The sequence below is a fragment of the Lentibacillus halophilus genome (genome assembly GCF_039522485.1).
Taxonomy (GTDB): domain Bacteria; phylum Bacillota; class Bacilli; order Bacillales; family Amphibacillaceae; genus Lentibacillus; species Lentibacillus halophilus.
The window spans coordinates 1-24,606 of sequence record NZ_BAAADM010000051.1; the positions used below are offsets into that span (position 1 = coordinate 1).

Here is a 24,606-nt window from a genome sequence, read left to right on the forward strand (position 1 = left end):
GCTTTTACGTTTCATAAAAGTACCTTAACATCTCCCTTTTTCGTGTCTAAAATCTTGGGTCCATTATATTTCTTTATTCTGGATAGACGCCCGATAATTGAACAAGCTTGTCAGCCAAAAATATCAAACTGCTTCTTTTCTGTGTTTGTTTTTTTCATTTCCAAATACCGACTCAAAAATAGTTAGTATCAATGAACTGACCAATTTTGCTCCAGGTGAAAGATTAATACCGCTCATAAACACATCTACTATAAAAATAACGACCCAGTTTGTCACAAAACCAAAAAGAAATTGGATAACAAATGCTGTTATCTTACCTCGTATTTTTTCAACAGTTAACTCAGCCATAGAACCTAAAACCAGATCAACTGGTAATCCCAGAATAAAGATACTTATTACAAAAATGATTAATGACCAGATTGATTGATACTGAACACCAATTAATTCAAAAATTCCTGCTATACCAAAAAAGTAAATCGCTATGAAAATGCCCATTATAAATATAACGAATAGTGTCATTCCGATTATATTCTTTATATTTTCTTTCATATATTGATTAATCTCCCTACTTCCGAGATCTGGCTCAAACCTTGTTCGATAGCTACGTCCGTTCATATTACTTTAATTACTGTTCTTTTTATTAACAAAATCGAAAAGGGTGTGGAACGTCATTGCTAAACCGAACGCAAAGAATATAGCAATAATCACGTTAAATAATATGCTCCAAATATTATAGCTAGGCAAATAAGAAAACAGTAAAAACATAGGGATTATAAATATTAGATCAAGTATCTCCATTTTATCAAAAATACCTTTTAAATTATCATCCAACTGAACCCCCCATTTCATCGAGATTTATTATGTCGCGAAAGCCTTTATTCCAGATAGGCGCCCGATGATTGAAGGAACATTGATAAAACAAAGCCACCTTTGCCTTATTTACTGTTCAAATTGATGTATGTACATAATTTACTTCGTATTCATCTCCGAGTTCGAATTTTAATTTTTGATACAAACTCATTCCTTTTTCATCATGAGATTTAACTAATACTGCCGTATCACGCTTTATTTTTTCGCCATAATCAGTCTGTTCTAGAATTTTTCCATACTCGATGACCCAATTCATTAACTCAGATTTCAATTCATCAGTAAGAGGAAAATCATCAATATCAAGGTTACAGCCACACTTTGAACACCACAGAGGATCAGCGCCATAGTCAGCTTCCATCTTATACGTATCGTGCGAACATTCACCTTTCATCATTACCACTCCTTATATTCCGCAATATGGCACAATCAAGCGGTAATGGGCGCATTTCTTTATTCCTGATATGCGCCCTATTGCTTTAAACGATATACTACTTATTGTTTTTTAAATCATTAACATCTTCTTCTAATTTATCTAGTTTTTGTTGAAATTTTGTCCCCGGTTTAATGATTGCCTTAATTGCATAAATAACAAGTGCAAGAACAAGTGCAATGACAATTATCGAGATTATTGTTCCGATTAAACTGAAACTACTAACACTCATTGTGATCCCCCTTTCATTTCATTATAAGGTTTCATAATATATAACGTTTTGGAACCCTTAAATGTTTCAAATTTATTCCCCAAATTGGCCCGATGTTGGAATAAAGTTGTTAGACAATCGCGTCCATTTATTTAACTTCTAAAACGAATGCATAAGAGGCATCACCGTGAGAGACATTGTCTTTTTCTTTATCCATCCACCATACGCTATAGTTATAATAATAAATCCCTTTTTCCTTAGGAGCTGTAAACTGATTACCTTTTAATTCTACATTAGTTTTTTTATCATTGATTATCTGTGAAAGATGGACTTCGTTAGGCTTTGGAGTGTATTCCATTCCAAAAGTTATGCTTTCACCAGCTTGAACTTGTATAGGCTCCCGGTCTTTTAATAGCTCAACCAGGCCCACTTTATCAACACACCCGGTTTTCCAGCAGTATGAACCCAGTTTAGTATCATACTTTTTGTTATTCATCTTTATATACGCACTGGGAGGACTATCTCCTGATAAGCCCCCATTTTCATCTGTATTATTCGAAAATGTGCCATTACAATCTGAAATCTTTTCACCTTTAGCTTGGGCAGGATATGAATCATTGACACCGCCATCAAGCCAAGCTTTTATCTTATTTCCTTTTTCAAATTTACCTGCGTCATCATAATCTATAAACATAAGCTCAAGTTTATCTTGCTGACTTGTATGTTCTCGGAATTCCGAGACTGTCTTATCTTTTATTTCTTCAAATTTCTCTGATGAAATATCCTCCGCAACCAGTACCCTGTCTTTATCTGTTTTAAGTACATAGCCTTCTACATCCGGATTTGAATCCATATCAGTGCCACATCCGAATAATGACAGACTGAGTAACAAAGGAATAGCGAATATAAGAACTCGTTTCAATGATTTAACCTCCCTGTTAGCCAAACATCGAATCCTTAATGTTTTGATTGTCTTCATCCGTTAGGTGTTGTTGGTGCGGTAACACCCAATAAATGAAGATGCCATTATTTTAACTCGTTGTATCTGTTTAAAAATACCTAAAAATGAGGTATAATATAATTAGATAATCATATACTAAAAAGACCGAATGGTGCGCAAACACCAATCGGCCGAGTGTAATAGCCCTTTAAGGGGGCGACTCACAAAGTTAGGCTTAATAACCACCTACTTGCTTGTCAGGCTCGCAGGGTGGTTATTTTTTTGTGCTTGACAATATCGACACGACTAATGATGCAAATGTGATCATCAGCAAAAGTGTTTGAAATACTGTCATTAGGCATCACCCCCTTTCCAGGGGAGTGAGCCACCACCCATGAAAGCCTTATTACACCTTTCACCATTGTAACAAAAATAACTATTTTATAGGGAGTGATCTTTCTTTTTTTATTCCTATTAAAATAGAAAAAGACCCTAGAATCACATCCTAGAATCTTTCCACTTAATATGAGTGTGGATTCTCAACAAAATCAATACCCGCTAACTGGTAACGATAAAAAGGATTATGGGTATCCCAACCTTCTTGCATCTTTGTACGAGGTAATAATTTATTTTCATCTTTTGTGACAGTACACGTATAATTCAGTTCTCGCTTTATTTACCAAATCTTTCAGGAATAAATTTTTTGGTACCATATGTTCAAATACCAGATCCTTTTTTTCTTTCATTTTCATTTTTCGCAAAGCTTTTGGTGTTATGAAATCCGTTATACTATATTTATCACTAAATAAACCATTCCGTCGATAATAACTCTCCGTTAAAAAATATAGATCATCTCCTAAACCTTTAGAACTTAAGTGGTACCGACGTAAATGGTCGTCATTTATCTCAAGTTTTAAATATATAATTTGATTTAAATGTTGACTCAAAAATTCAATAAAATTTGTTCTTGAAACCCTGATTTCTTCAACTGTTGAAGTATTATTAGAACTATAATTTTGTGCTTCTTCAAAACTATAAATTTCCCCATTTGTATGTGAATAGCTTTTATTCTGATGAATTCCCTTATTTACAATCGACCAAGGAAATACTGTATTGTCAATGTTTGTTTAAGCTAATATCTGGTAATGGCCAAAATTACCCTTCCTTTGATTTCCATTTTGTGTAAAGCACATTAATAGCGTTCCCAATCGTTAAAATTATTGCTGCGGTTAAAAGACCAAGCACTAGATATATATTATAATCAAATATTAAGAACAAAATAATCGCCACGACAAATGCTCCCCAACCTCCAATAGCAAAACGCCACGGATGTTCTTTATTATTAAATAACATAATAATTTACCCCTTACTTGTTCTGCATAATGGCCCGATCAAGCAGTAATGAGCGCATTTCTTTATTCCTGATATGCGCCCGATTGTTTCACAGCATACTTTTATACGCCTAATGTACGCAGAAGTAATGCGCCATACCCTGTTTCCCATAAATAAAGAATGACAATCATAAAAGCAAAACAAAGCCATCTCCAAATATTACTTTTTCGTAAGAATTGAATAGGATATAAAATGCCCCAAAGGACGAAAGGAGTCACTATCACAATCCAGGCCCTTAAATGCATCGCTCCTTCTCCAAAACCAAAAGCCCACAACACCATTAAATTAATTATTTATTCTGCTTATCGTTAGGACGAGACAACTTATCTAGCTTATTCGCTATTATTCCGGTACAGACTACAATAACAGCTGCTAAAAAAATAAGTGAGTATGAGATTGCTGCATAATATGATAATTCAATTTTCCCTTTTGAACCGGAAAAAAACCAAACAATAATATAACCAATAATAAACGTTACAATTCCGAGAAATATATTTTTTAATATCGCATTCAAAATAAACACTTTCCCTTTCCTTAGATTTTTCTTCTATATTTTACTTTTTTATTCAACAAAATGGCCCTTTAATGGCATAATTCTTATTCTAGAATCGCGCCCGATTGAGTAAGAATTTTAGTTTTGTACGCTTCATTTTTTCTTTTTTTGAAACTGTGGATCACCATAAATGACCCCATTAAAAAGGAAAAGGCAAAAAGAAAAAGCATAGGTGAAATACCTATTTCAAAGAAGGAAACAACGGACATACAAAACATTACAAAGGTGAAGAAAATTGATGCTTGAAGTTCTCTTTTTTCTTTTGGCTTTGTTGTCCCACTACTCTTATCTTTAACTATTAGATATATTCCAGCAATAATTCCTATACAGCATAACCCAATCCAAAGTCCATATGTTAAACTCACCTGAACATCATACCTTCCTCCGTTTCATAAAGATTGATAATCGTTATTTTACAATCTGGACCTTATGTTCGATATTGGCGCGGTTTTATTAGATAGGCGCCCGATTGACGAATACATGCCTTCGTTTAAAGCAAAAAATTTTTTCTTTACTTATATTCCATAAAGCTTATTAATTTAATAATAATGAGTTTCAAAAGTATCTGTTACTTTTATGAGTGTTTATTCATATAGTGACCTTCAACTTGATAACAAGTATTTCAAATTTCAATAATTAACTCAATACTTTTTTCTATAAAAATGCACTTAACTTATTGGCATAAACGCTTGATTAGTTAGCGCTTTGTTTTTACAAATGCTTATTTTTATTCCAGTTCACACCCGTGTACATGTAGAAAACAAATAGAAAGGCGATACCTAACATTCAGGTAACGCCTTACAAAAGTATATCCTGGTCATTAAGAGGCTGGAGAACACCCTACTTTGTTAGTGGAATTTCTATATCCTCACCTACTTCAAGAATGTATTTTTGTCTATCCTTGACTGGAGCAAAGGTCATCACAAATTGATTATCCGCACCCTCAACTTCACCCTTGCTGTAAATAGGATCCACTTTTTCGCCAGATGATTTTAGATATACTCCGGATTTCTCAACATCTGCCCTATAACCGTATTCTTTACTGTTTTCCCTTGGATTCAGGAATTGCTTTTCCAACTTACTCATCATTCTGACTTTCGTACCATTTTCTGTCCAGGCTTTTATGTCAGAGCCGGTAACGACCACTCTTGTTTCCATTTCTGAAAACTCGACATGCTTAATTTTATATGTTTCATCTTTAAAGGTGAATTCTTTATTGATTGTTACGGATTCCCTTTCCGAGATAGCGGATTGTTTAAGTTTAAATTCAACTGGCCATGTTGTTTGGGCCTCTCCTCCATCTCCGTCACGCCAAATAGTTAAGTCCTCAACCTCCAAACTAATCTGCTGTCCTTCATGATTTTTTATTGAATCAAATGATAAAGCTTCAGCAACCTTGTTTTTTTCACTGTTGTAATATCTGCTTCCCCATCCCACGTTATCCAATCTCTTTTGTTCATTTCCAACAATCAGGTTGATAGAGCTTACACCCTCAAAGAGGTCAATATAATAATTCTGCAAATCGGTCTTGTCACTCTGATAGGTCAGCAGGAGTTTAGTCTCTTTACCATCGGTCAATACTCTGTCAAAATGCACTGTAATGTCATGTTTTTTATCGTAATATGTTTGATCCAGAATCTGCCCCTCCCCTGATTTAAGTGCCATTCTTACACCTGTGTCATCAATATGCTGGCTTGAAAAAATTTGGTCATATATCTGTTGAACAGTTGCTAAAGCGGGAGTAAAGGATAATGCTGAACCAATCATCAGGAAAACTGTCGCAACTAATATTAGTCTTTTGTAAAATCTTGGTCTGCCAGCTGCTTGCTTCGACCTTCTGGTTTCTGTTTTAGCTTTTTTCACCCCTGATTTGGCTCTATCGTGCAATTCGTCTGGAATGTCGATTTTTTCTAACTCGCGTTTGACCTTATTACTCATACATATCAGCCCTCCTTACCTGTTTGCGAAGTTTTGCCAACGATCGATAATAAGTCGATTTTATTGTACCCAATGGATGCTCCTCGATTTCCGAAATCTCTTTGAGCGTATAACCATGGTAAAATCTCCAAAGAATAATGCTTTTTTCCCCTTCATTTAAGTTTTCAAGCAAATCATGTAAGGACAAAGCCAATGGGAGGTCCTTATCATCGGTGTCAGTTAAATCCGTGTGTTCGGGATTTAAGTAAATGACTTTCTTCTGCCTTCTCAGCATATCGGTTGCACAGTTTATGGCTATCTTTATCAACCATGTTTTAAAGTGATCCGCATTTTTTAGTGTGCCTATTTTCTTAAACGACCGATAAGCCGTTTCCTGAACAACATCGAGGGCATCATCCTTATTTTTCACATACAAATACGCCACTCGATAAATGTACTCCTCGTACGCTTGGAACAATTTTAAAAAAGCCTTTTCGTTACCTTTCTGAGCCTTGTGAACTAAATCAATAATTGTCACTCACCTTCATTTCCTTGAATATATTCCTATCCATTAGACGGACGTTATCATTATTTGGCTTCACTTTTTTTGCCCAGTTGAACATACCGGAATAAAAAAAGCAGGAGACAACCCCTGCTTCCTTAAATATATGAACGAGAAACAACTCTATAACGTGAATTTACTTAACCTCAACTTATCACATGTTTCAGTGTTTTGGATAAGGTTTCCTTGAATAATCAAGTCCTTTATAGTAACTTCATTGTTCTGATGCTGTTGCCTTTTCCCAGGATCCACTCTTGTTTTGGGTACTCATAAACATCAGACAACCACTTTTCTACTACTTTGCTTTCCTCATGATAGAGCGTGTTCTCATCAGCCTGACAACATCTTTTATAACAAGAACATTTAAGTCATAAAAAAATAGTTCCTGTTATCCAAATGGACAGGAACTATACGTGACTCTTTCATATGTATTGTGATTTTTATCTGATTAACGTACCCGGCGCACATGTCCAGCAAAGTGCGACTTCCAGTATGTATTGTTCATGCTGGCCACACTGACCCCGTCACTTGATTGAGCACCCAGGAATTTATCATTGCCGAGATAAATGCCTACATGGCCATTCGTTTTGTATGTATTAAAGAAAACAAGATCGCCAGGCTGTGCATCGCTGTATGAGATACGTTCACCCGTATTCTGCAATGCTGCAGTACTTGACGGAATGGAGATATCTGCTTGTGCAAATGCCCATGATATAAATCCGGAACAGTCAAAACCATCAGGACCTTTTCCTCCAAATACATACGGCGTTCCTACTTGTGTATATCCGGCATCAATAACAGCGGATAAATCGTCATTTTCATCTTCCGTTTTCGACAGATTGGACTGGACCGATAACCGTTCGTTTTTAACATCATGCGACGTTTCCGCACCGACTGGAGCCGTGACAAACAAACTCCCCGCCAGGACCATGCCTGTTGTGAAACCAATAATTCGCTTCAACAGTTACTCCCCCATTCTACTTGAAATTTTGAAATGAAATCTATGTACCTATTGCCCATCGTTCGAATAATCTATGTTTGAAAAAAGGTATTAATAGATTTATGATAATTGGATTATAACATTTAAATATGACATACATATAATAGGAATATTACAATTGTATTTCAAATGACTGTTTTTTATTTTACAGGCTTTTCTTGTTACAAATGGTTGCAAATGAACGAATAAATTGGAAAAATAGATGGTAGAAATTATTGCGGAGTGAAACAGATGAAACGGAAAAAACATATGAAGTTGATGGGCGGCCGCATCATTAAAACCGGTGTAGCCATTTTTATTACAGCGTGGATTTGTATTCTGTTGGACTGGCCGCCTGTTTTTGCAGTCATAACAGCCATTGTTACATTGGAACCGACTGTATCAGACTCCATCAAGAAAGGGTTTGTGCGTTTTCCAGCATCGGCCATCGGATCAGCGTATGCTGTGCTATTTATATCATTATTCGGCAATTCGCCATTGACCTACACGCTGTCTGCTGTATTTACCATTACAACGTGCGTGCGGTTTAAACTGCATTCAGGTGTGCTTGTTGCAACACTGACGTCGGTTGCTATGGTGGAAGTCATACACAGCAGTTTCCTTATGTCATTTTTTATCCGGCTTGGAACGACAACAACAGGTCTGGTTGTCTCAACAGTCGTTAATTTGTTTATGTTGCCACCGGACTATACAGAAGAAATTAGCAAACGCCTGCGTACAATTGCGTACAAAACAGGGGTTTCCTTTGAACAATTGATTAATGACATACTGGATGGGGAAAAACGCATCACTGTTATCGAGGAGGAAATGGCCGACCAAGTCGATGAATTCATTCATCAAACGGAAGAGCTCATCCGGTATCAAAAAGAGGAGACCAAATATCATCCACTTACCGGAAATGAATGGAAGCAATTTCAAGCGGAACAGTATCAACTCAAGCGTCTGCAAGTCATTCATTATCACATCGGCAATTTGATTCATACGTCATTCAACAATCTGGAATTGACCGACGACGACAAGGTGATTATCCGGAATACCGCAACAAAATTGGCCGCATCCCTTAAAGATCCTCATTTATATAATCAAGAGGACCATAGGGAACGGCTTGAGCAATTGACCGGACTATTTTGGGATCATAGTGAGGAGATCGCTATCAATAAAAAACAGTATCGAACCAGCTTTCGTCCAAGGATTATTATGCTGTATGAGCTTGTCTCCATCTATAACCTTGTCGAACGATATTATCAAAAACAGTAAATGGTCCATTCGGGATGAATCATTTTTTTCGTGAATGGACCATCCCGGATGATCAGCTGTCCGCCAACATTTCATCGGCGATTAACCGGTATGATTCTTTTCTGGCTTCATAACTGTGGGTAATGGTCACAATCATCCATTCATCTGTGTTATATAACGTCTGCATTTGGGTGAGCGCTTGCTTGACGTCTTGAGGGTTGCCGATGATCATTTGATTGGCTGTTTCGCGAATCATGGCCAAGTCCTCGTCGGTATATTTGTAACGTTTTGCTGCTTCAACAGAAGGTACCTTGCCATCCCCCTCCCCTTTTGCCTGCTGAATTCGCCATAACTGATTGCTTAAAGCGAGTTCTCTCGCCTTTTCGGTCGTTTCAGCACAGACAACCGATACCGCTGCGAGTTTACGTGGCGGGGTATATTGATCGTTTGCCGTGACGGTATCCATATAGGTCTGCATAACCCGTGGGCCATCCTGATCGCTCATGAATTGCCCGAATGCATACGGAATACCCTGTTCAGCGGCTGCCTGCGCACTCTTTTCACTTGTTCCCAACAACCACATATCGGGTGGGATGGCTGGCACAGGGGACGGTTTGATTTTTGCGTTATGTTGATCCTTTGGAAAACCACCATGTAAAAACATACGCAATTCATCAATGGTTTCCGGCATATGACGGACATTTTTCAAAAAATTGCCGGACAGCGCGATGGATGCTTCCGCAGATCCTCCCGGCGCACGGCCGATTCCCAAGTCAATGCGCCCTGGATACAAGGTTGCCAGCATGTTATACGTTTCCGCAACACGGAACGGTTTATAATGCGGCAGTAACACGGCACCCGCACCTATCCGTATTCGTTCGGTTTGCGACCCGATGATTCCCAGAAAGACATCCGGATTCGGACATGCCAACCCATCCATGTCATGATGTTCAGCTATCCAATAGCGATGATACCCTAACGCATCAGCTTCTCTGGCCAGATCCACCGATGCATGCAGTGCTTCACGTGCCGATGCGCCCGTTGAAATTGGGGATTGATCCAATATGCTTAGTTTCATATTACACCCTTCTTTCTCATGATAATACCGATGATGTGTCCATTTGGGTTGAAAACAATAGCGTGGACGTTTATGGTGGATACATACTTTAACGAAACGTCAATCAGCGGGCGGTTTTATCACTCACCGATGATTCGTTGAAGGAATCAGAAATACGGGCGGTTTATCCCCTCTGAATGTGGTGTGACCCATGTTCAGAGATGAGGATGACAGCTCGTCAGATAAGGATGTTTTGCGTATGTCTATTCGCGAACCTATAAATGGACTGACCCATTTATTCGGGGCCATATTGTCTGTTTTCGGATTACTTGCATTGGTTATGAAAGCCTCAGTCACGTCCCAGTCCGGACTGGCAGTGGCGGCCGTAGTCGTATTCGGTGCAAGTTTGATTCTCTTGTACAGCGCCTCTGCGACATACCATATGGTTGTTGCACGCGACCATATTATCGCTTTTTTACGTCGCGTTGACCATTCCATGATTTTTGTCCTGATTGCCGGCACGTATACCCCGTTGTGCCTGATCAGTTTAAGCGGCACGGTGGGATGGATTTTATTTGCCGTTATAAGTGGACTAGCGTTCATGGGGGTTACCTTTAAGCTTGTCTGGTTCCACGCACCCAGGTGGCTGTCAACCGCATTGTATGTAGGAATGGGCTGGGTCGCTATTTTTTACATCCCGGCGCTTGCACCAATCATTGGCACTAACGGGTTGCTGATGCTCATTCTCGGCGGGGTATTTTACACGATCGGTGCGTTAATATATTGGCAGAAACCACAATTTCTCTCATTTAAACACATGGGATTTCACGAGATTTTTCACATATTCATTTTAGTCGGCAGTCTATGTCACTTTATTTGCGTGTATGGTTACGTCCTTTAAAATGATGTGACGAGCATTGAACCAACCCTCTGCACATACCTACAGAAGGTTGGTTCACACTATATCTGCTCCATTCTAGTATTCATGCGATCCACTGGCCATAGCAACGACTCCTTCAAATCATTTAAATCAGTATATCACAAATAACGTAAGCCTCCCAAAAGCTTAATTCACACTTTCTGCCAGATTCGCTTCCATTCGTTTGATTTCTTCCTCGCTTAGACCAAACGCATCTGCTATCCACTGATCGATCTGTTTATTTAACCGGGCTTCCTCTTCATTCCATTCATCCGTATTTTTATCACGTTGAACGTGCAGCATCTGTTCCACGAATTGGGAAATACGTTTTTGCTTTTGTTCGGAAACATCCGGTACAGGGAACATTTTCAGATCCTTCACCTTCAATTGCGGAAATGTTTTTCGCTGAAATTTGTCAAATTTATTCATAAACCAAAACGTCATCACAGTGGAATTAATCACACCCAATAAAAACAAGGGATCCATACGGCAGTCGATGATGTTATTGGCATTGCGATCATTTAATAGCGCTTTTTCCGTGTAGACAGCATGAATCGCATACATTGCTTGAGAGGGGATCTGTCTGACTAAAATTCTTGGTTTCGTGAATAGCTCTTTTTGCCGTTTGGCAGCCAGATTAGCACCGTATTGAAGCCACTTCCCTCCCCAATTCAGATGATACCGGCAAACATCACGCCCATCGAGGTATCGCCAGTAGGTGTCATCAACTTGATAATCACTGTGATAGACTCGATTTTCTTTCATTTCTTTTGTCTGAACCGGAATGCCTTCACCAACCTCATAAGCCACCAATCCTGACTTGACAGTCGCAACGGAGCCCAGATCCAAACTGGTGTTTTCAATTTTTTTCATCAATTCCACAGCTTGTTTGTTTTTCATGAGTGATATATTTATAATACTTTGCTCATCCGTTAATTCATCCGGCTCCACGTCGGCAACAATTGTGACATGACCGTCAGTAAACTCCCCAAGCTTGACAGTTGTCGGTGTACGTTTTTGAAAAATAATAAAACATGTATCAACACCGGCCTGTTCAAACATCCGGTCGTATATATTAATGATTTTTAAATGACCCGTCTGCTCCAGCAGAAAACGACGCATTTTCTTACATGAATCAATCGTCAAACACGTATTAGGAACAATAAACGCAAACCACCCGCCTTCTTTTAACAAATGATACGACCGTTCTATAAATAATAAATAGGTATTCATTTGATAGTCCACTAAATCATAATGGCTGTTAAAGTAGGCTTTTTCATCATCACTGAACCCGTTATCTCTGGTAAAGACATACGGAGGATTGCCGATAATGATATCAAATCCGCCCGCATTCATGACGTCCGGAAATGCCTGATGCCAGTCGAATGCCTCATCCGAGACATCCGGTTGATCGATAATTGAATTTCCCGTTTGCAAATGAGCATCAAGTGACGTTAATTCATCATATGTAGTCGCTGTTTTTAACCATAGCGACCATTTAGCTATCTCAATGCTCTCATCATTCCGGTCAACACCGAACAAATTATGATTTACGATATATCGGCTGATATCGGTTATATTTACTTGTCCGTCTTGTGTTTCCTGGCGTTTTTTATGGATTGTTTCCCATTCTGACACGACACTGTCCAGCGCCATGTTCAAAAAAGCACCACTGCCCGCAGCCGGGTCCAATATGGTAACAGATTGCAATTGTTTCTGAAGTTGATCGTAAAGGTGTGATCGGGATACCGCTTGCAATTCCCGTTTTCTATCATCCATCCATCGCTGTAATGTTTCGTCCAGCAATCGCTTGGTAACATCGGGGGATGTGTAGAATATCCCCTCTTTCTTTCGTCTCCCCTGCCCCGGGGCCTCTGTCATATCCGATTTTATTTTTTCCAGATCGTTCATCGATTGTTCAAATACATAGCCGAGTATATTGACGCTAACGTCTGTGGAAAAGTCGTATCTCGTTATGTTTTCAACCAGGCAGAACATATGGTCTTGAATAATGATTTGGTCCAGTACCGGATCGACTTGAAATAACTCACCATTCAATCGATTGAAGTTGTCTTGATTCATCGAAAAAAACAGTTCTTTCAGTCGACACCATATTCCGGTACCGCTGTCGTCCGACGACTGTTTGGCCGCTTGCACAAGATGACGCAATCGATTGTTTGACAGCAAATGGTTATCTTCACAAAAACAAACAACGAGCAATCGGTTGAGAAGCTTTTGTATGGTTTCAAACATCACCGGCGCACCGTACGCCGTCGTTTGATTCTGTACGTGTGCGACCAATGTTTGCCATACGTATCGATAGTCTGCGTAAAACTTTTTGGCAACAGCTTGTTCCTGCTCTCTATCGCTACGGTTGATCCTCGTCATTCGCCCGTCTGTTGAATACTGCATCCTTTCCCCACTTTCAGCCTGGTCATTGTATACATCATAGCATAACGCGTTGAACACGTGGCAAATGACACCCATTGATCCAATGAGTAAAAATTTTGACAAATATATTGACACGCATAACGTTATATGTTTTGATTGAATCAAATACAATAATAAAACAACGACACTAGGGGAGCATTTCGCTGCTGAGAAAGGTAAGACTTGACCCTTTGAACCTGATCCAGTTCATACTGGCGTAGGGAAGTGGAGATGATTGTATGATTCGCCACACTATCCAATGGCGATAGTTACCGAGTACATAAGAAACTGCTCCCTCTTAGTGATTAAGAGAGGAGTTTTTATTTTGGAACAATCGTTCAGCGATCGTATTTTTAAACGGGTGGAGCCTTTATGGAACTCGTATTTGGAGCACCCCTTTGTCAAAGGGATTGGGGACGGAACGCTCGATGTGGAAAAGTTTAAGCATTTTATGAAACAGGACTACATTTACTTAATGGAGTACTCGCGCATTTTCGCCATCGGGGCATCAAAAGCGCGTGACTTAAAGACGATGACCATTTTCGCCAATCTTCTGCACGGGACCATGAACGAAGAAATGGATTTACACCGGGAATACGCATCCAAATTCGGTATTACAAAAGATGAATTGGAAGCAACCGAACCATCCGCCACTGTCACTGCCTATACAAGCTATATGTTGAACAAAGCGCAGAGCGGCGGTGTTGAAAACGCAATCGCAGCGGTTCTTGCCTGCGCATGGAGTTATAACTTTATCGGAAACGAACTTGCCACATGGCCAAATGGTACCGAACATGAGTTATATGGCAACTGGGTCAAAATGTATTCATCTGACGCGTTTGCCAACATTGCCAAAAACTGCATTGATCTAATTGACGACATCGGGAAAGACAAACCGGAACACGAACTAAAAGAATTGGAGGAAATCGTCGTCAAAACGAGTTACTTTGAGTATATGTTTTGGGATATGGCAGAAAATATATCCATGTGGCCTGTTGCACAAACCGTCTAACAACAGCTGGAAACTTCCTCTTTTGTGTCTGCCTGACAACCTAAGAGGAAGTTTTTTGTGGACAACGGTCATAGAGATGCCAAGCGGTATGATTTTTTTCAATAGACAGATCCTATAATTGACATGGGATGGTAATGATTGTACTATGTTTCTGAAACCAATAAAAGTTTCCTGAGGTAAACTTTTAAGGCTATGCAAAATAAAAATAGTTACTTGAATCAAGTTTTCATTAATTAAACATAGTTTGTTAGTGAAGAAACAAAAGAAGGAGACCATTCATCATGTTTGATTATTTTTTGGATTTAAACCCGATCGCACAGGCAACCATTGCCACACTTTTTACATGGGGCATGACCGCACTCGGTGCCGCGCTCGTTTTTGCAACGAGAGGCTTCCATCAGCGTTTCATGGATAGTATGCTCGGCTTTGCCGGGGGTGTCATGATTGCTGCAAGTTTTTGGTCCCTGCTGTCACCGGCATTGGAAAAGGCGGAAGGCGGACCCTTACCGGCATGGGCTCCAGCCGCAATAGGGTTTTTGCTTGGCGGCGTTTTCCTCTGGGCATCCGATAAACTGCTCCCGCATCTTCATCCCGGGTTAGCTATGGATGAGGCTGAAGGGATCAATCCGGACAGAAAAAGACGCAGTACACTTCTTGTTTTAGCTATCACACTGCATAATATTCCGGAAGGACTTGCGGTTGGTGTCGCGTTCGGAGCCATTGCCGCCGATTTGCCGACCGCGTCGCTAGGAGGAGCCATTGCGCTGGCGCTCGGTATCGGCATTCAGAACTTTCCTGAAGGATTGGCCGTGTCGATGCCGCTCCGACGTGAAGGAATGTCCCGGGGAAAAAGTTTCGCCTACGGGCAGGCATCCGGCGTCGTCGAACCCATCGCCGGAATCATCGGAGCACTCGCCGTCACCATTATGCAACCCCTGTTGCCTTATGCATTAAGTTTTGCTGCAGGTGCGATGATTTTCGTTGTGGCTGAAGAAGTTATTCCGGGGTCGCAGGAAAATGGAAATACCGACCTCGCCTCCATGAGTATCATGTTCGGTTTTACCATTATGATGATACTCGATGTCGCACTGGGATAGCGGGATATAGCGGCATGCGGGTAAGGTATCGTTCCGTTGATCATCCCTCTGTCCGCGTCTTATCCGCAGCCTGTATCAGGTGAACGAAATGGTTTATAATCAGCGCCGTCATGCCCCAAATGACATTCCCGTTGTATTGATAGAAAAGTTCGTCTCTGCTACGTGCGTTCCAGTTATAGTTTTTACCGCCTTGAATGAGTTCAAATGGGAAGTCCTTCTCAGGCACAGGATGATACGCAACTTGATAGATCTCCGGCTCGCTATGCAAAAAAAAAGACAGCGGCACGGTAAAGATCCGTTCCACTTCCGATTCATTTGGGCTCATTTGTTGCGGTTGCATGATTCGTCCAACAAACGGATAAACAATCCGCGATTCAGAAATAAGATAATCCAGTTGAAACACGTCCCGTATGGCTGAGGAGTCAAGTCCCAATTCCTCCGATGTTTCCCTGATGGCACATTGCTGCTCATCCTCATCATAACCGTCCATCTTGCCACCCGGAAAACATACATCTCCCGGCTGGCTGCGCATGGTCATGGCTCTCACCTCAAATAAAACATGAGTCTCCCCTTGCTCAGTTTCTATGAGTGGAATCAAAACACCATATTCCCGGTATTTTTCCCGCCCAAGAATGGATGGTTCATGCTGTTTAAGCTTAGCGATAATATCTGATGAATCCAATGAATGCACCTCCATCTGATAAGAATTCTTTTATGACATGTTATATAATCAAGCAAAAAATCCCCTTTGAAACAGTCACGGAAGCATGACCAACAGGGGATTCGGTATCGGATATTTATTGGCATCATTCGTCACTTTTTTAACTCCATTTCATTACAATATATGAAATATGTGATGCCAAATGTCAAAACATTAAAAAACCACCAACATATGTATTGGTGGAGACGGTGGGAATCGAACCCACGTCCAGAGATATCGCCACCCGGACGTCTACACGCATAGTTAGCATATTGTGATTCGCATATCCTTCAGCCTGCCAACGGGCTTCCGGACAGCTAGTCTGATTCGTTTCAGCCAACATCCTCAGACGGTGGATGAAGGAATAGCCCGCTTCATTTGAGACCCTTCAATCTGCCACGCGAGCGATGGCAGGAAGGATCGCTTTAGCACTGCTTAGGCAGCTGCTAAAGCAGGTTCTTCGTTATCTTCGCCGTTTATATTTAGCGATAACGTTTTACGAGACGTAACCTCGACGCGCAGTCCGAGCTCGATCCATCCCTGTCGAATCCGTAACGCCCCCATATTCAAAAGATGGAGAATGCGCCTGGAAGGAACGAGCACTATTCATTTAATGTCGCCATTGCGACTAGTTTTATTATAACACGTCTGAAGCAAAAGTCAACTGAAACTGGTGATCACTTCATGCTTTCCTTAATAGCACGATCAGCATCACGTTTCATTTGCTTCCGTTTCGAGTCTTCCCGCTTATCGTATTTCTTTTTCCCTTTCCCTACTCCGATAAGCGCTTTTGCAACACCATTCTTAATATAAACTTTCAATGGAACGAGGGAGTAGCCTTTTTGTTGAATGTGACCGATCAGTTTGTCAATTTCTTTACGGTGCAGGAGCAATTTGCGCGACCGGGTGGGATCGTGATTAAACTGATTGCCCTGCTCATATGGCGCAATATGCATGTTGACTAACTGCAACTCCCCATTGCGATCAATGCGGGCGTGAGAGTCCTTCAGATTAATGCGCCCGGCACGAATGGATTTAATCTCCGTTCCTCTTAAAACAATACCCGCTTCGATGGTTTCTTCTATCGAAAAATCATGCCTTGCTTTTTTATTCTGTGCAATGACTTTTCCGGTTCCTTTTGGCATACGTACTTTCCTCCCACTACCTCGTGCATATTATTGTAACAGAAAAAAAGCAGCTATGCCAATAATGACCGTGTCCATTTCCTGTCATAAACATCTTTACGCAGGTTATTTTTTAGCTTTTTTTGCCTTTATCTTTTTTTGTCCCTTTTTCTTTGCTCCGGGGGCGGGATTCGCCAGCTCAAAATCAACCCCTCGTTCCTCCAAATCGACTTTGGCCACCCGCACATCGACTTCTTCACCAATACGGTACATGTTGCCGGTCCGTTCACCGATCATGGCGTGATTGCGTTCGTCATAGTGGTAATAGTCATCCGTCAGATAACTGACATGCACAAGGCCTTCGATCGTGTTTTCCAGTTCAACAAACAGCCCGAAATTCGTAATGGAACTAATGACACCCGTGAATTCCTCACCGAGTTTATCCTGCATAAATTCGGCTTTTTTCAAATCGTCCGTCTCTCGTTCCGCGTCCACTGCCGCCCGTTCGGTTTCGGAAGCGTGGCGGGCAATCTCCGGCATCCGGTCTTGCCAGTACTGCACCGTATTCTTATCAACCTGTTTGTCAATCAGATACGTCCGGATCAATCGGTGTACAATCAAATCCGGATAGCGTCGAATGGGCGATGTGAAATGGGTGTAAAAATCCGTTGCCAACCCAAAATGCCCCACGCTTTGCGGGTCATATTTTGCCTGCTGCATAGAGCGCAGCATCAGCTTGGAAACAATCATTTCTTCCGGCTTGCCTTTCACCTCTTCAATAACTTTCTGCAACGCCTGCGGGTGAATGTCATTGGCCGTTCCTTTCACCACGTATCCGAGACCGGCAATAAACTCAAAAAAATGTTGAAGTTTGCTTTCATCCGGGTCTTGGTGAATCCGGTGAATAAATGGGACATCCATCCAATGAAAATGCTCAGCAATGGTTTCATTGGCAGCCAGCATGAATTCTTCAATCAGACGCTCAGCAACAGATCGTTCTCTTACCACAACATCATCCGGGTTGCCTTGATCATCCACCAATATTTCCGCTTCCTTAAAATCAAAATCGATGGCACCGCGCCCCATTCGTTTGCCGCGTAATATTTCCGCGAGTTTCTCCATATTTTCAAACATAGGGACGAGCGTTTTAAAGTGGTCACGGACTTGTTCATCCTGATCAACGAGGATTTTATTGACATCGCGGTACGTCATGCGTTCGTCGGTTTTAATCACGCTCTGAAAAATCTCGTGATGGATAACGTTACCTTTCTCATTTATTTCCATCTCACACCCTAATGTCAGTCTATCAACTTGCGGATTAAGCGAGCAAATGCCATTGGATAACCGATGCGGAATCATCGGAATGACCCGGTCGACCAAATAGACACTGTTTCCGCGTTCCAATGCCTCCTTGTCAATCGGTGTGTTTTCTTCAACGTAATAACTGACATCAGCAATATAGACACCGAGCTGATAATGGCCATTGTCCAATTTCTGAACGGATACAGCATCATCGAGATCTTTGGCGTCCGCTCCGTCAATGGTGACAATTTGTTTGTCGCGCAGGTCACGCCGGTTTTTCAGTTCAGACGGATCGATTTCCTCCGGCGTCTGAGCAGCTTGTTCCAGCACCTCTTCCGGGAAATCCATTTTAATGCCATGCTTATAAATAATCGAGATAATATCAATGCCGGGATCGTTCTTATGACCAAGGATGTGGACAACCTGGCCTTCCGCGCTCATCCGTCCTTCCGGGTATTTAGTAATATACGCGATGACTTTATGGCCAGTGACAGCACCACCCGTTTGATTTTTCGGTATAAACAGATCGTTGGGTATCCGTTTATCATCCGCAATGACAAAGCCGAACGATCCATTATCGTCAAACGTTCCGACAACTTGATGGGTGGCACGCTCCAAAATTCGAATGACTGTTCCTTCAGGCTTGCTTCCGTCGCTATTTCTTTTTTCAATACGGACCAGAACTTTATCCTTGTTCATCGCAGACGACAAATCGGAATGATGAATGTAAATATCCGATTGTTTCTCATCGTCCGGAATCAGAAAAGCAAATCCTTTCGCGTGCATTTGAATACTGCCGCGGACAAGGTTCATTTTTTCCGGCAGGCCGAAGCGGTTCTTCCGTGTCCGGACAAGCTCACCGCTTTCTTCAAGTTCATTAAGAGCTTTCACTAGCTCCTTGAATTCCACGGCTTCCTGCAACCCCAGTTCTTCCTCCAGTTCATCGACAGCCAGCGGTTTTTCACTATGTTCGTTAAAGTAATTTCGTACTCGTTCAACCATCGTATCAGTCATTTTTTCACCTGCTTTCTTTGGTATTATTCACGTTTTTTCCGATTTATAATCATATATTCCAATCAAGCGACTCAAGAAACTGATAAATATCCTCATGCAGCTGCTCTTTTTCCTTGTCCATGGTGATGACGTGACCGGATTCGTTATACCATTTGATGCCTTTCTGATCCGCTTCCACATGGTCATAAATATAGGCCGCGCTATCGGTGTTGATCATGTCGTCCTGGCCGGCCTGAACAACGAATGTCGGGGTGTAAATCGTATCGACATGGTCATGGACTTCCGTTATTAAATTACCCAGGTCACTGAACATGCCACGGGACTGATCAACAAGCGCCTGGACTTCGGTTTCGATCGTATCATGGTCTTTACCTTCCAGTTGCTTGAATTGTTTCGCTTTCCACCGATACCCTTTCGTCAATTGTTCCTGGTTATCAAAAAACATGGGGGCACACATCGGGATAACCCCTTTCACCTGTTTGGAATAGGCCAATTTTAATCCAAGCACGCCTCCCAGGGACAATCCGGCAACGGCTATTTCAGAATACCCGAGTTGTTGCAGATGATGGTAAGCCTGAGCAGCGTCTTCCCACCATTCATCCGCCCCGGCTTTAATCAATTCTTCAGGTTCTTGTCCGTGGCCGCGGTATATGGGGGCATGACTCGTATACCCTTTCGATTCCAGAAAACGGCCAAGCATGCGTACATCGGCTGTATGTCCGGTAAACCCATGCAGCAGCAATACTGCCCTAGGTCCGGCTTCAAACGTGAATGGCTGCGGCAATTTTATCTTCATAACGGTTTCATCTCCTCTTGTGCATCGTGCCATCTGTTATACATTACCCTGATGACGATCTTTTAAAAATAAATGAACCCTTATCACATTGCTGCGATAAGGGCTCATAGATTATTGTAAAATATATGCACTTAAAAAAGCCAGCACAAAGAACAATACTGCAGTCACAATGGTGGCACGGTGCAGGAATAAGTCTGCGCCGCGTGCTTTTTGTTTACCAAACAGCTGCTCCGCTCCGCCGGAAATCGCACCGGAAAGACCAGCGCTTTTGCCGGATTGCAGCAAAACAAGAACAATCATAATAATAGCATCAATCAGCAATACAATATGGACAAACCCTTCCATTCCTTCAAGCACCTCCTCAACCGGCAAATACCTATTTGTACTTTAGCATAATCATACGATTTATCGCAAGCTTTTTGAGTTTGGTTGGAATATGATCAACGCGACAACTTGTTGAAATGGATGAATGATTCATACAACTGTACACCCATATCTTCCAGTGGTTGAACCGGCTCATACCGCAAGTTGACATGTCTTGATTCAATCCGACAAAAACGTGTAAAATAATACAAAAGTGAAGAAGTAAATTCTTTGGAGAGGTTGGTCCCAAAATGATCGAAGGCATTGCTGCATCCAGTGGCATAGCGATTGCTAAAGCCTATCAGCTTGTCACACCGGAGCTAACATATGAAACGAAACCCATTGATGACCCGGACAGCGAAATTAAACGATTGGACGAAGCACTTGCTGCGTCCAAACAGGAATTGGAAAAAATAAAAGACCATACGAAGGAAGAAATGGGCGACGAGCAGGCAGAAATTTTTTCAGCACACTTGCTTGTCCTTGACGATCCGGAACTGATTGGACCGATAAAAGATAAAATCACTGGCGATCACGTTATGGCCGAAGCGGCACTCGAAGAAACAACCAACACGTTCATTGACATGTTCAACAATATGGATAACGCCTATATGCGCGAACGTGCAGCTGATATTCAGGACGTCACCAAACGGGTATTGGCCCACTTGCTCGGGGTAACGTTTCCGGATCCTGCATTAATTGATGAGGAAGTCATTATCATTGCCGGAGATTTGACACCATCTGACACCGCTCAATTAAATCGTCAGTTTGTCCAGGGATTTGCCACGGATACAGGTGGACGAACATCCCATTCCGCTATCATGGCTCGTTCAATGGAGATCCCTGCTGTCGTCGGCACCAAAGAAGTAACCAGCTCCGTCCAGCAAAACGACATAGTTATTGTGGACGGTCTCGAGGGAAACGTAGTCGTCCGTCCTTCCGAAGCAGACCTTGATGCCTATCGAAAGAAACAAGCTAAGTTTGAAGAACAAAAACAGGAGTGGGCCAAGCTAAAAGATGAACCGACGATGACTGCTGATAACAACCAGGTAGAATTGGCGGCCAATATTGGAAATCCGCAAGACGTTGATGGCGTCATTGATAACGGCGGCGAAGGCATTGGTTTGTACCGCACCGAATTTTTATACATGGGAAAAAGCCAGCTTCCAACCGAAAAAGAGCAGTACGACGCTTATAAATCCGTTCTGGAAAAAATGGGAGATAGACCGGTTGTTGTCCGCACCCTTGATATTGGCGGGGATAAGGAACTTGATTACTTGGATTTGCCCGATGAGCTTAACCCGTTTCTTGGATTCCGGGCCATTCGTTTCTGTTTGGAAAACGAAGGCATCTTCCGGACACAACTGCGGGCTCTATTACGTGCCAGCGTGTATGGCAATCTTAAAATCATGTTTCCGATGATTGCCACGCTTGACGAGTTCCGTCAGGCTAAAGCGATTTTCTCCGACGAAAAACAAAACCTGACCAAGGAAGGAACGGATGTTGCTGATGATATCGATGTCGGCATTATGGTCGAAATTCCTTCCACTGCTGTAACAGCGCCACAATTCGCCAAAGAAGTAGACTTTTTCAGCATCGGCACCAATGACTTGATTCAATACACTATGGCTGCTGACCGGATGAACGAGCGCGTCTCGTATTTATACCAGCCGTACCACCCGGCTATTTTGACCCTTGTGAAAAATGTGATCGACGCAGCCCACAACGAAAATAAATGGGTCGGCATGTGCGGTGAAATGGCCGGTGACACGATCGCCATCCCGGCATTATTAGGGCTCGGGCTTGATGAATTCAGCATGAGCGCAACGTCCATCCTCCCGGCCCGCACACAAATCAGAGGATTGTCCAAAGAAACAATGGCATCCTTTAACGAAAAACTGTTGGCAATGAACACGACGGACGAAGTGATTGAATTTATTAACGAAAAAACGGTATAACGATGAAAATCCCGTATCCCTCTTTATATGGGGAACGGGATTTTTTGTTTACTGTTTAATAACTGTCCTTGCTCGTCTCTTTTCCATTCTTCTCTATGAGCTCCAACAGAAAAGCTTTCATATCGACAAACCGAGGGTATTTTGGCTCAAGAGTGGTTCCTGCAATCATCAAAGGAACTAGTGTTTCTTGTTTATGCAAGGAACCGTGCGCAGCGCCACCAAGATGAAATGGTGTCGACTGTGCTTTAAATTCACAACCCGGCTTGGCATTAACGACGATAAAACGACCTGGCTGAGAATGTAATGCACCATAAACACGAGCTAATGCATCGGGATAATCCCCATAGGAAATGGTTTTGTTACGCGTTACCGTTAGATCCAAAAGTTCAGTATTTCCTTTTATGTCCCATGTTTGTTGGTATATGTCCGAATAGTCGCCATCTGGACGATAGTACAACGACCCTTCTCTCATCCCTGAGTCGATGCAAATGCCGTCGTCGGTCTTCCTGGCAATGACATCGATCCGGTGATCTTTCTTCAGTTGCTCGACAATAGCAGAGAGTGGCAATGTATTATCCAGTATATAAATATAAGCCATGCGCTGGTTCACACTTAGTACCACCTGGTCTTTTTTGCGTATGGATCGCCGAATTCGTGCGATACGATAGTTTTTCAGGATTTTACGCAGATCAATTAAGAAATCTCGATAATTGGAACCCATCGGGGCATGACCGTTATCGCCCATAACCATCCATACATTTCTGTTAAGCGCTTCTTCCCAGCTTGAGTATAGATTCAATGTTTTTTGGATCTGGCGGTCAATTTTGGCAATCCCCTTTATATCCATGGGTCCTTTAAAATGAATACGAAAATCCAAGTCTTGAAAGATACAAAACGTAAATCCCGGAAGTTTATTTTGGCGAATTAAATGACGCAACTCACGGGCTGTATATTTATAATTTCCGGCAGCAATTTGAGTTGCCATACTTCTTTTACGCAGTTTGGAAAAGACACCTAACGAAAAAATCGATGGTGCTTCCGTTGTCCACTGACCATCCTTAAATCGGGTCAATCCGCGAAGCAGTCCGGGAACTTGCAATTTTTGTGGAGTATTGCCGCGATAGACAAAGGAATTAATGGAAGCCGATCGAATTCCCTTATCGGCCAATTCTTCATAAATCGTTTTGACATTACTGCTCAAATGTTGATTATTCAACCGGTAAAGCATGTTATGGACTGTTTTTTTGAGCCCTGACTTATTCGTCTCCCTGAATCCCGTCCCGTAGTTAATAACTTCATTTTTGGACTCATCAAACCAGTTTAAACCAGGAATTTTGTGCTTATCAGCATAAGTACCAGTCAAAAGACTGCTGTCAATGGTTACTGACATGGTAGGAAATGAACTGACCATATTAGGAATATAATTGCCATTTTCCATTAAAAACTTCAAAGCGGGTGCACGTCCGGTTTGTACAGCTATTTCTAGCGGTTCAGGCATCAAAGAATCAATATTTAATAAAATGACTGGCTTTCGCGGTTTTACATGTTGATCCACTCTGTTCACCCTCACTATATGTCATAGATCTTCCCCAAAATAAAGGTTCTTTCTTATTACTGTCCGATTTATTTTTATTTATTCTTTCATTGGCATCTAGAAGACTGGTGAAAAACTACAGTTTTGATCCATCAAAGATGCGAACAAGAACCTGAATTGTTCTTTAAT

24 protein-coding genes, 1 other RNA gene and 1 riboswitch are annotated in these 24,606 nt (G+C 41.6%); of the genes, 5 read left to right on the forward strand and 20 right to left on the reverse strand.

The annotated features are described in order from the left end of the window. Window positions 1-123: 123 nt before the first annotated feature. The 11 genes from ABDZ72_RS09490 to ABDZ72_RS09535 form a co-directional block, all read right to left on the reverse strand. Window positions 124-549, reverse strand: coding sequence for a YrvL family regulatory protein (locus ABDZ72_RS09490; protein WP_343752578.1), 426 nt, complete (start codon window positions 547-549; stop codon window positions 124-126). Between the two features lie 72 nt (window positions 550-621). Continuing rightward, on the reverse strand, window positions 622-849 hold the full coding sequence (locus tag ABDZ72_RS09495) for a DUF6007 family protein (RefSeq protein WP_343752579.1): 228 nt from the start codon (window positions 847-849) through the stop codon (window positions 622-624). Between the two features lie 97 nt (window positions 850-946). Next, complete coding sequence (locus tag ABDZ72_RS09500; RefSeq protein WP_343752580.1) at window positions 947-1,261, reverse strand: hypothetical protein; 315 nt, start codon at window positions 1,259-1,261, stop codon at window positions 947-949. 97 nt (window positions 1,262-1,358) lie between these two features. Further along, complete coding sequence (locus tag ABDZ72_RS09505) at window positions 1,359-1,532, reverse strand: hypothetical protein (RefSeq protein WP_343752581.1); 174 nt, start codon at window positions 1,530-1,532, stop codon at window positions 1,359-1,361. A gap of 127 nt (window positions 1,533-1,659) precedes the next feature. Further along, a complete protein-coding gene (locus tag ABDZ72_RS09510; protein ID WP_343752582.1) occupies window positions 1,660-2,433 on the reverse strand; it encodes a DUF3221 domain-containing protein in 774 nt (257 codons plus the stop codon). A gap of 292 nt (window positions 2,434-2,725) precedes the next feature. After that, on the reverse strand, window positions 2,726-2,806 hold the full coding sequence (locus ABDZ72_RS14440) for a putative holin-like toxin (RefSeq protein WP_425542372.1): 81 nt from the start codon (window positions 2,804-2,806) through the stop codon (window positions 2,726-2,728). 800 nt (window positions 2,807-3,606) lie between these two features. Beyond that, a complete protein-coding gene (locus ABDZ72_RS09515; RefSeq protein ID WP_343752583.1) occupies window positions 3,607-3,804 on the reverse strand; it encodes a hypothetical protein in 198 nt (65 codons plus the stop codon). Window positions 3,805-4,440: 636 nt separating this feature from the next. Then, a complete protein-coding gene (locus ABDZ72_RS09520; RefSeq protein ID WP_343752584.1) occupies window positions 4,441-4,761 on the reverse strand; it encodes a hypothetical protein in 321 nt (106 codons plus the stop codon). A gap of 475 nt (window positions 4,762-5,236) precedes the next feature. After that, the gene (locus ABDZ72_RS09525) at window positions 5,237-6,334 is read right to left on the reverse strand and encodes a DUF4179 domain-containing protein (RefSeq protein WP_343752585.1); all 1,098 of its coding nucleotides are present in this window, start codon (window positions 6,332-6,334) and stop codon (window positions 5,237-5,239) included. Then, window positions 6,327-6,851 (reverse strand): sigma-70 family RNA polymerase sigma factor, encoded by a 525-nt coding sequence (locus ABDZ72_RS09530; protein ID WP_343752586.1) that lies wholly within the window; start codon window positions 6,849-6,851, stop codon window positions 6,327-6,329. The genes ABDZ72_RS09525 and ABDZ72_RS09530 overlap by 8 nt, the downstream gene beginning before the upstream one ends. A gap of 472 nt (window positions 6,852-7,323) precedes the next feature. Continuing rightward, window positions 7,324-7,836 (reverse strand): C40 family peptidase, encoded by a 513-nt coding sequence (locus ABDZ72_RS09535; RefSeq protein WP_425542371.1) that lies wholly within the window; start codon window positions 7,834-7,836, stop codon window positions 7,324-7,326. 270 nt (window positions 7,837-8,106) lie between these two features. On the opposite strand from ABDZ72_RS09535, the gene ABDZ72_RS09540 reads away from it, so the two are divergent. Continuing rightward, entirely contained in the window at window positions 8,107-9,132 is a 1,026-nt protein-coding gene (locus ABDZ72_RS09540) for an aromatic acid exporter family protein (RefSeq protein ID WP_343752587.1), read from the forward strand. A 52-nt stretch (window positions 9,133-9,184) separates the two neighbouring features. On the opposite strand, the gene ABDZ72_RS09545 is transcribed toward ABDZ72_RS09540, so the two are convergent. After that, window positions 9,185-10,189 (reverse strand): LLM class flavin-dependent oxidoreductase, encoded by a 1,005-nt coding sequence (locus ABDZ72_RS09545; RefSeq protein ID WP_343752588.1) that lies wholly within the window; start codon window positions 10,187-10,189, stop codon window positions 9,185-9,187. 232 nt (window positions 10,190-10,421) lie between these two features. Here ABDZ72_RS09545 and trhA point away from each other — a divergent pair, with 232 nt between their 5' ends. Continuing rightward, window positions 10,422-11,069 carry a PAQR family membrane homeostasis protein TrhA gene (gene trhA, locus ABDZ72_RS09550; protein WP_343752599.1) on the forward strand — a complete coding sequence of 216 codons (648 nt, stop codon included), beginning with the start codon at window positions 10,422-10,424 and terminating at the stop codon, window positions 11,067-11,069. A 165-nt stretch (window positions 11,070-11,234) separates the two neighbouring features. Here trhA and ABDZ72_RS09555 read toward each other — a convergent pair whose 3' ends face one another. Further along, the gene (locus ABDZ72_RS09555; protein WP_343752589.1) at window positions 11,235-13,499 is read right to left on the reverse strand and encodes an Eco57I restriction-modification methylase domain-containing protein; all 2,265 of its coding nucleotides are present in this window, start codon (window positions 13,497-13,499) and stop codon (window positions 11,235-11,237) included. A gap of 158 nt (window positions 13,500-13,657) precedes the next feature. Continuing rightward, window positions 13,658-13,758, forward strand: a riboswitch (TPP riboswitch). An 84-nt stretch (window positions 13,759-13,842) separates the two neighbouring features. On the opposite strand from ABDZ72_RS09555, the gene tenA reads away from it, so the two are divergent. Both tenA and ABDZ72_RS09565 read left to right on the forward strand, forming a co-directional pair. After that, window positions 13,843-14,529 carry a thiaminase II gene (gene tenA / locus ABDZ72_RS09560; RefSeq protein ID WP_343752590.1) on the forward strand — a complete coding sequence of 229 codons (687 nt, stop codon included), beginning with the start codon at window positions 13,843-13,845 and terminating at the stop codon, window positions 14,527-14,529. 281 nt (window positions 14,530-14,810) lie between these two features. Further along, window positions 14,811-15,626, forward strand: coding sequence for a ZIP family metal transporter (locus ABDZ72_RS09565; RefSeq protein ID WP_343752591.1), 816 nt, complete (start codon window positions 14,811-14,813; stop codon window positions 15,624-15,626). 40 nt (window positions 15,627-15,666) lie between these two features. Here ABDZ72_RS09565 and ABDZ72_RS09570 read toward each other — a convergent pair whose 3' ends face one another. The 6 genes from ABDZ72_RS09570 to secG form a co-directional block, all read right to left on the reverse strand. Continuing rightward, window positions 15,667-16,308 (reverse strand): NUDIX hydrolase, encoded by a 642-nt coding sequence (locus ABDZ72_RS09570; RefSeq protein ID WP_343752592.1) that lies wholly within the window; start codon window positions 16,306-16,308, stop codon window positions 15,667-15,669. Between the two features lie 216 nt (window positions 16,309-16,524). Next, window positions 16,525-16,888, reverse strand: a transfer-messenger RNA (tmRNA) gene (ssrA, locus tag ABDZ72_RS09575). Between the two features lie 115 nt (window positions 16,889-17,003). After that, window positions 17,004-17,471: an SsrA-binding protein SmpB gene (gene smpB, locus ABDZ72_RS09580; protein WP_343752593.1), complete on the reverse strand. Its 468-nt coding sequence runs from the start codon at window positions 17,469-17,471 to the stop codon at window positions 17,004-17,006. 105 nt (window positions 17,472-17,576) lie between these two features. Beyond that, a complete protein-coding gene (gene rnr / locus ABDZ72_RS09585) occupies window positions 17,577-19,766 on the reverse strand; it encodes a ribonuclease R (protein ID WP_343752594.1) in 2,190 nt (729 codons plus the stop codon). 49 nt (window positions 19,767-19,815) lie between these two features. Beyond that, window positions 19,816-20,562: an alpha/beta hydrolase gene (locus ABDZ72_RS09590; RefSeq protein ID WP_343752595.1), complete on the reverse strand. Its 747-nt coding sequence runs from the start codon at window positions 20,560-20,562 to the stop codon at window positions 19,816-19,818. A gap of 111 nt (window positions 20,563-20,673) precedes the next feature. Beyond that, complete coding sequence (secG, locus tag ABDZ72_RS09595; RefSeq protein WP_343752596.1) at window positions 20,674-20,907, reverse strand: preprotein translocase subunit SecG; 234 nt, start codon at window positions 20,905-20,907, stop codon at window positions 20,674-20,676. A 269-nt stretch (window positions 20,908-21,176) separates the two neighbouring features. Between secG and ptsP the strand changes: the two genes are divergently transcribed. Further along, window positions 21,177-22,883: a phosphoenolpyruvate--protein phosphotransferase gene (ptsP, locus tag ABDZ72_RS09600; protein WP_343752597.1), complete on the forward strand. Its 1,707-nt coding sequence runs from the start codon at window positions 21,177-21,179 to the stop codon at window positions 22,881-22,883. 55 nt (window positions 22,884-22,938) lie between these two features. On the opposite strand, the gene ABDZ72_RS09605 is transcribed toward ptsP, so the two are convergent. Then, window positions 22,939-24,438 carry an alkaline phosphatase family protein gene (locus ABDZ72_RS09605; RefSeq protein WP_343752598.1) on the reverse strand — a complete coding sequence of 500 codons (1,500 nt, stop codon included), beginning with the start codon at window positions 24,436-24,438 and terminating at the stop codon, window positions 22,939-22,941. Window positions 24,439-24,606 lie beyond the last annotated feature (168 nt).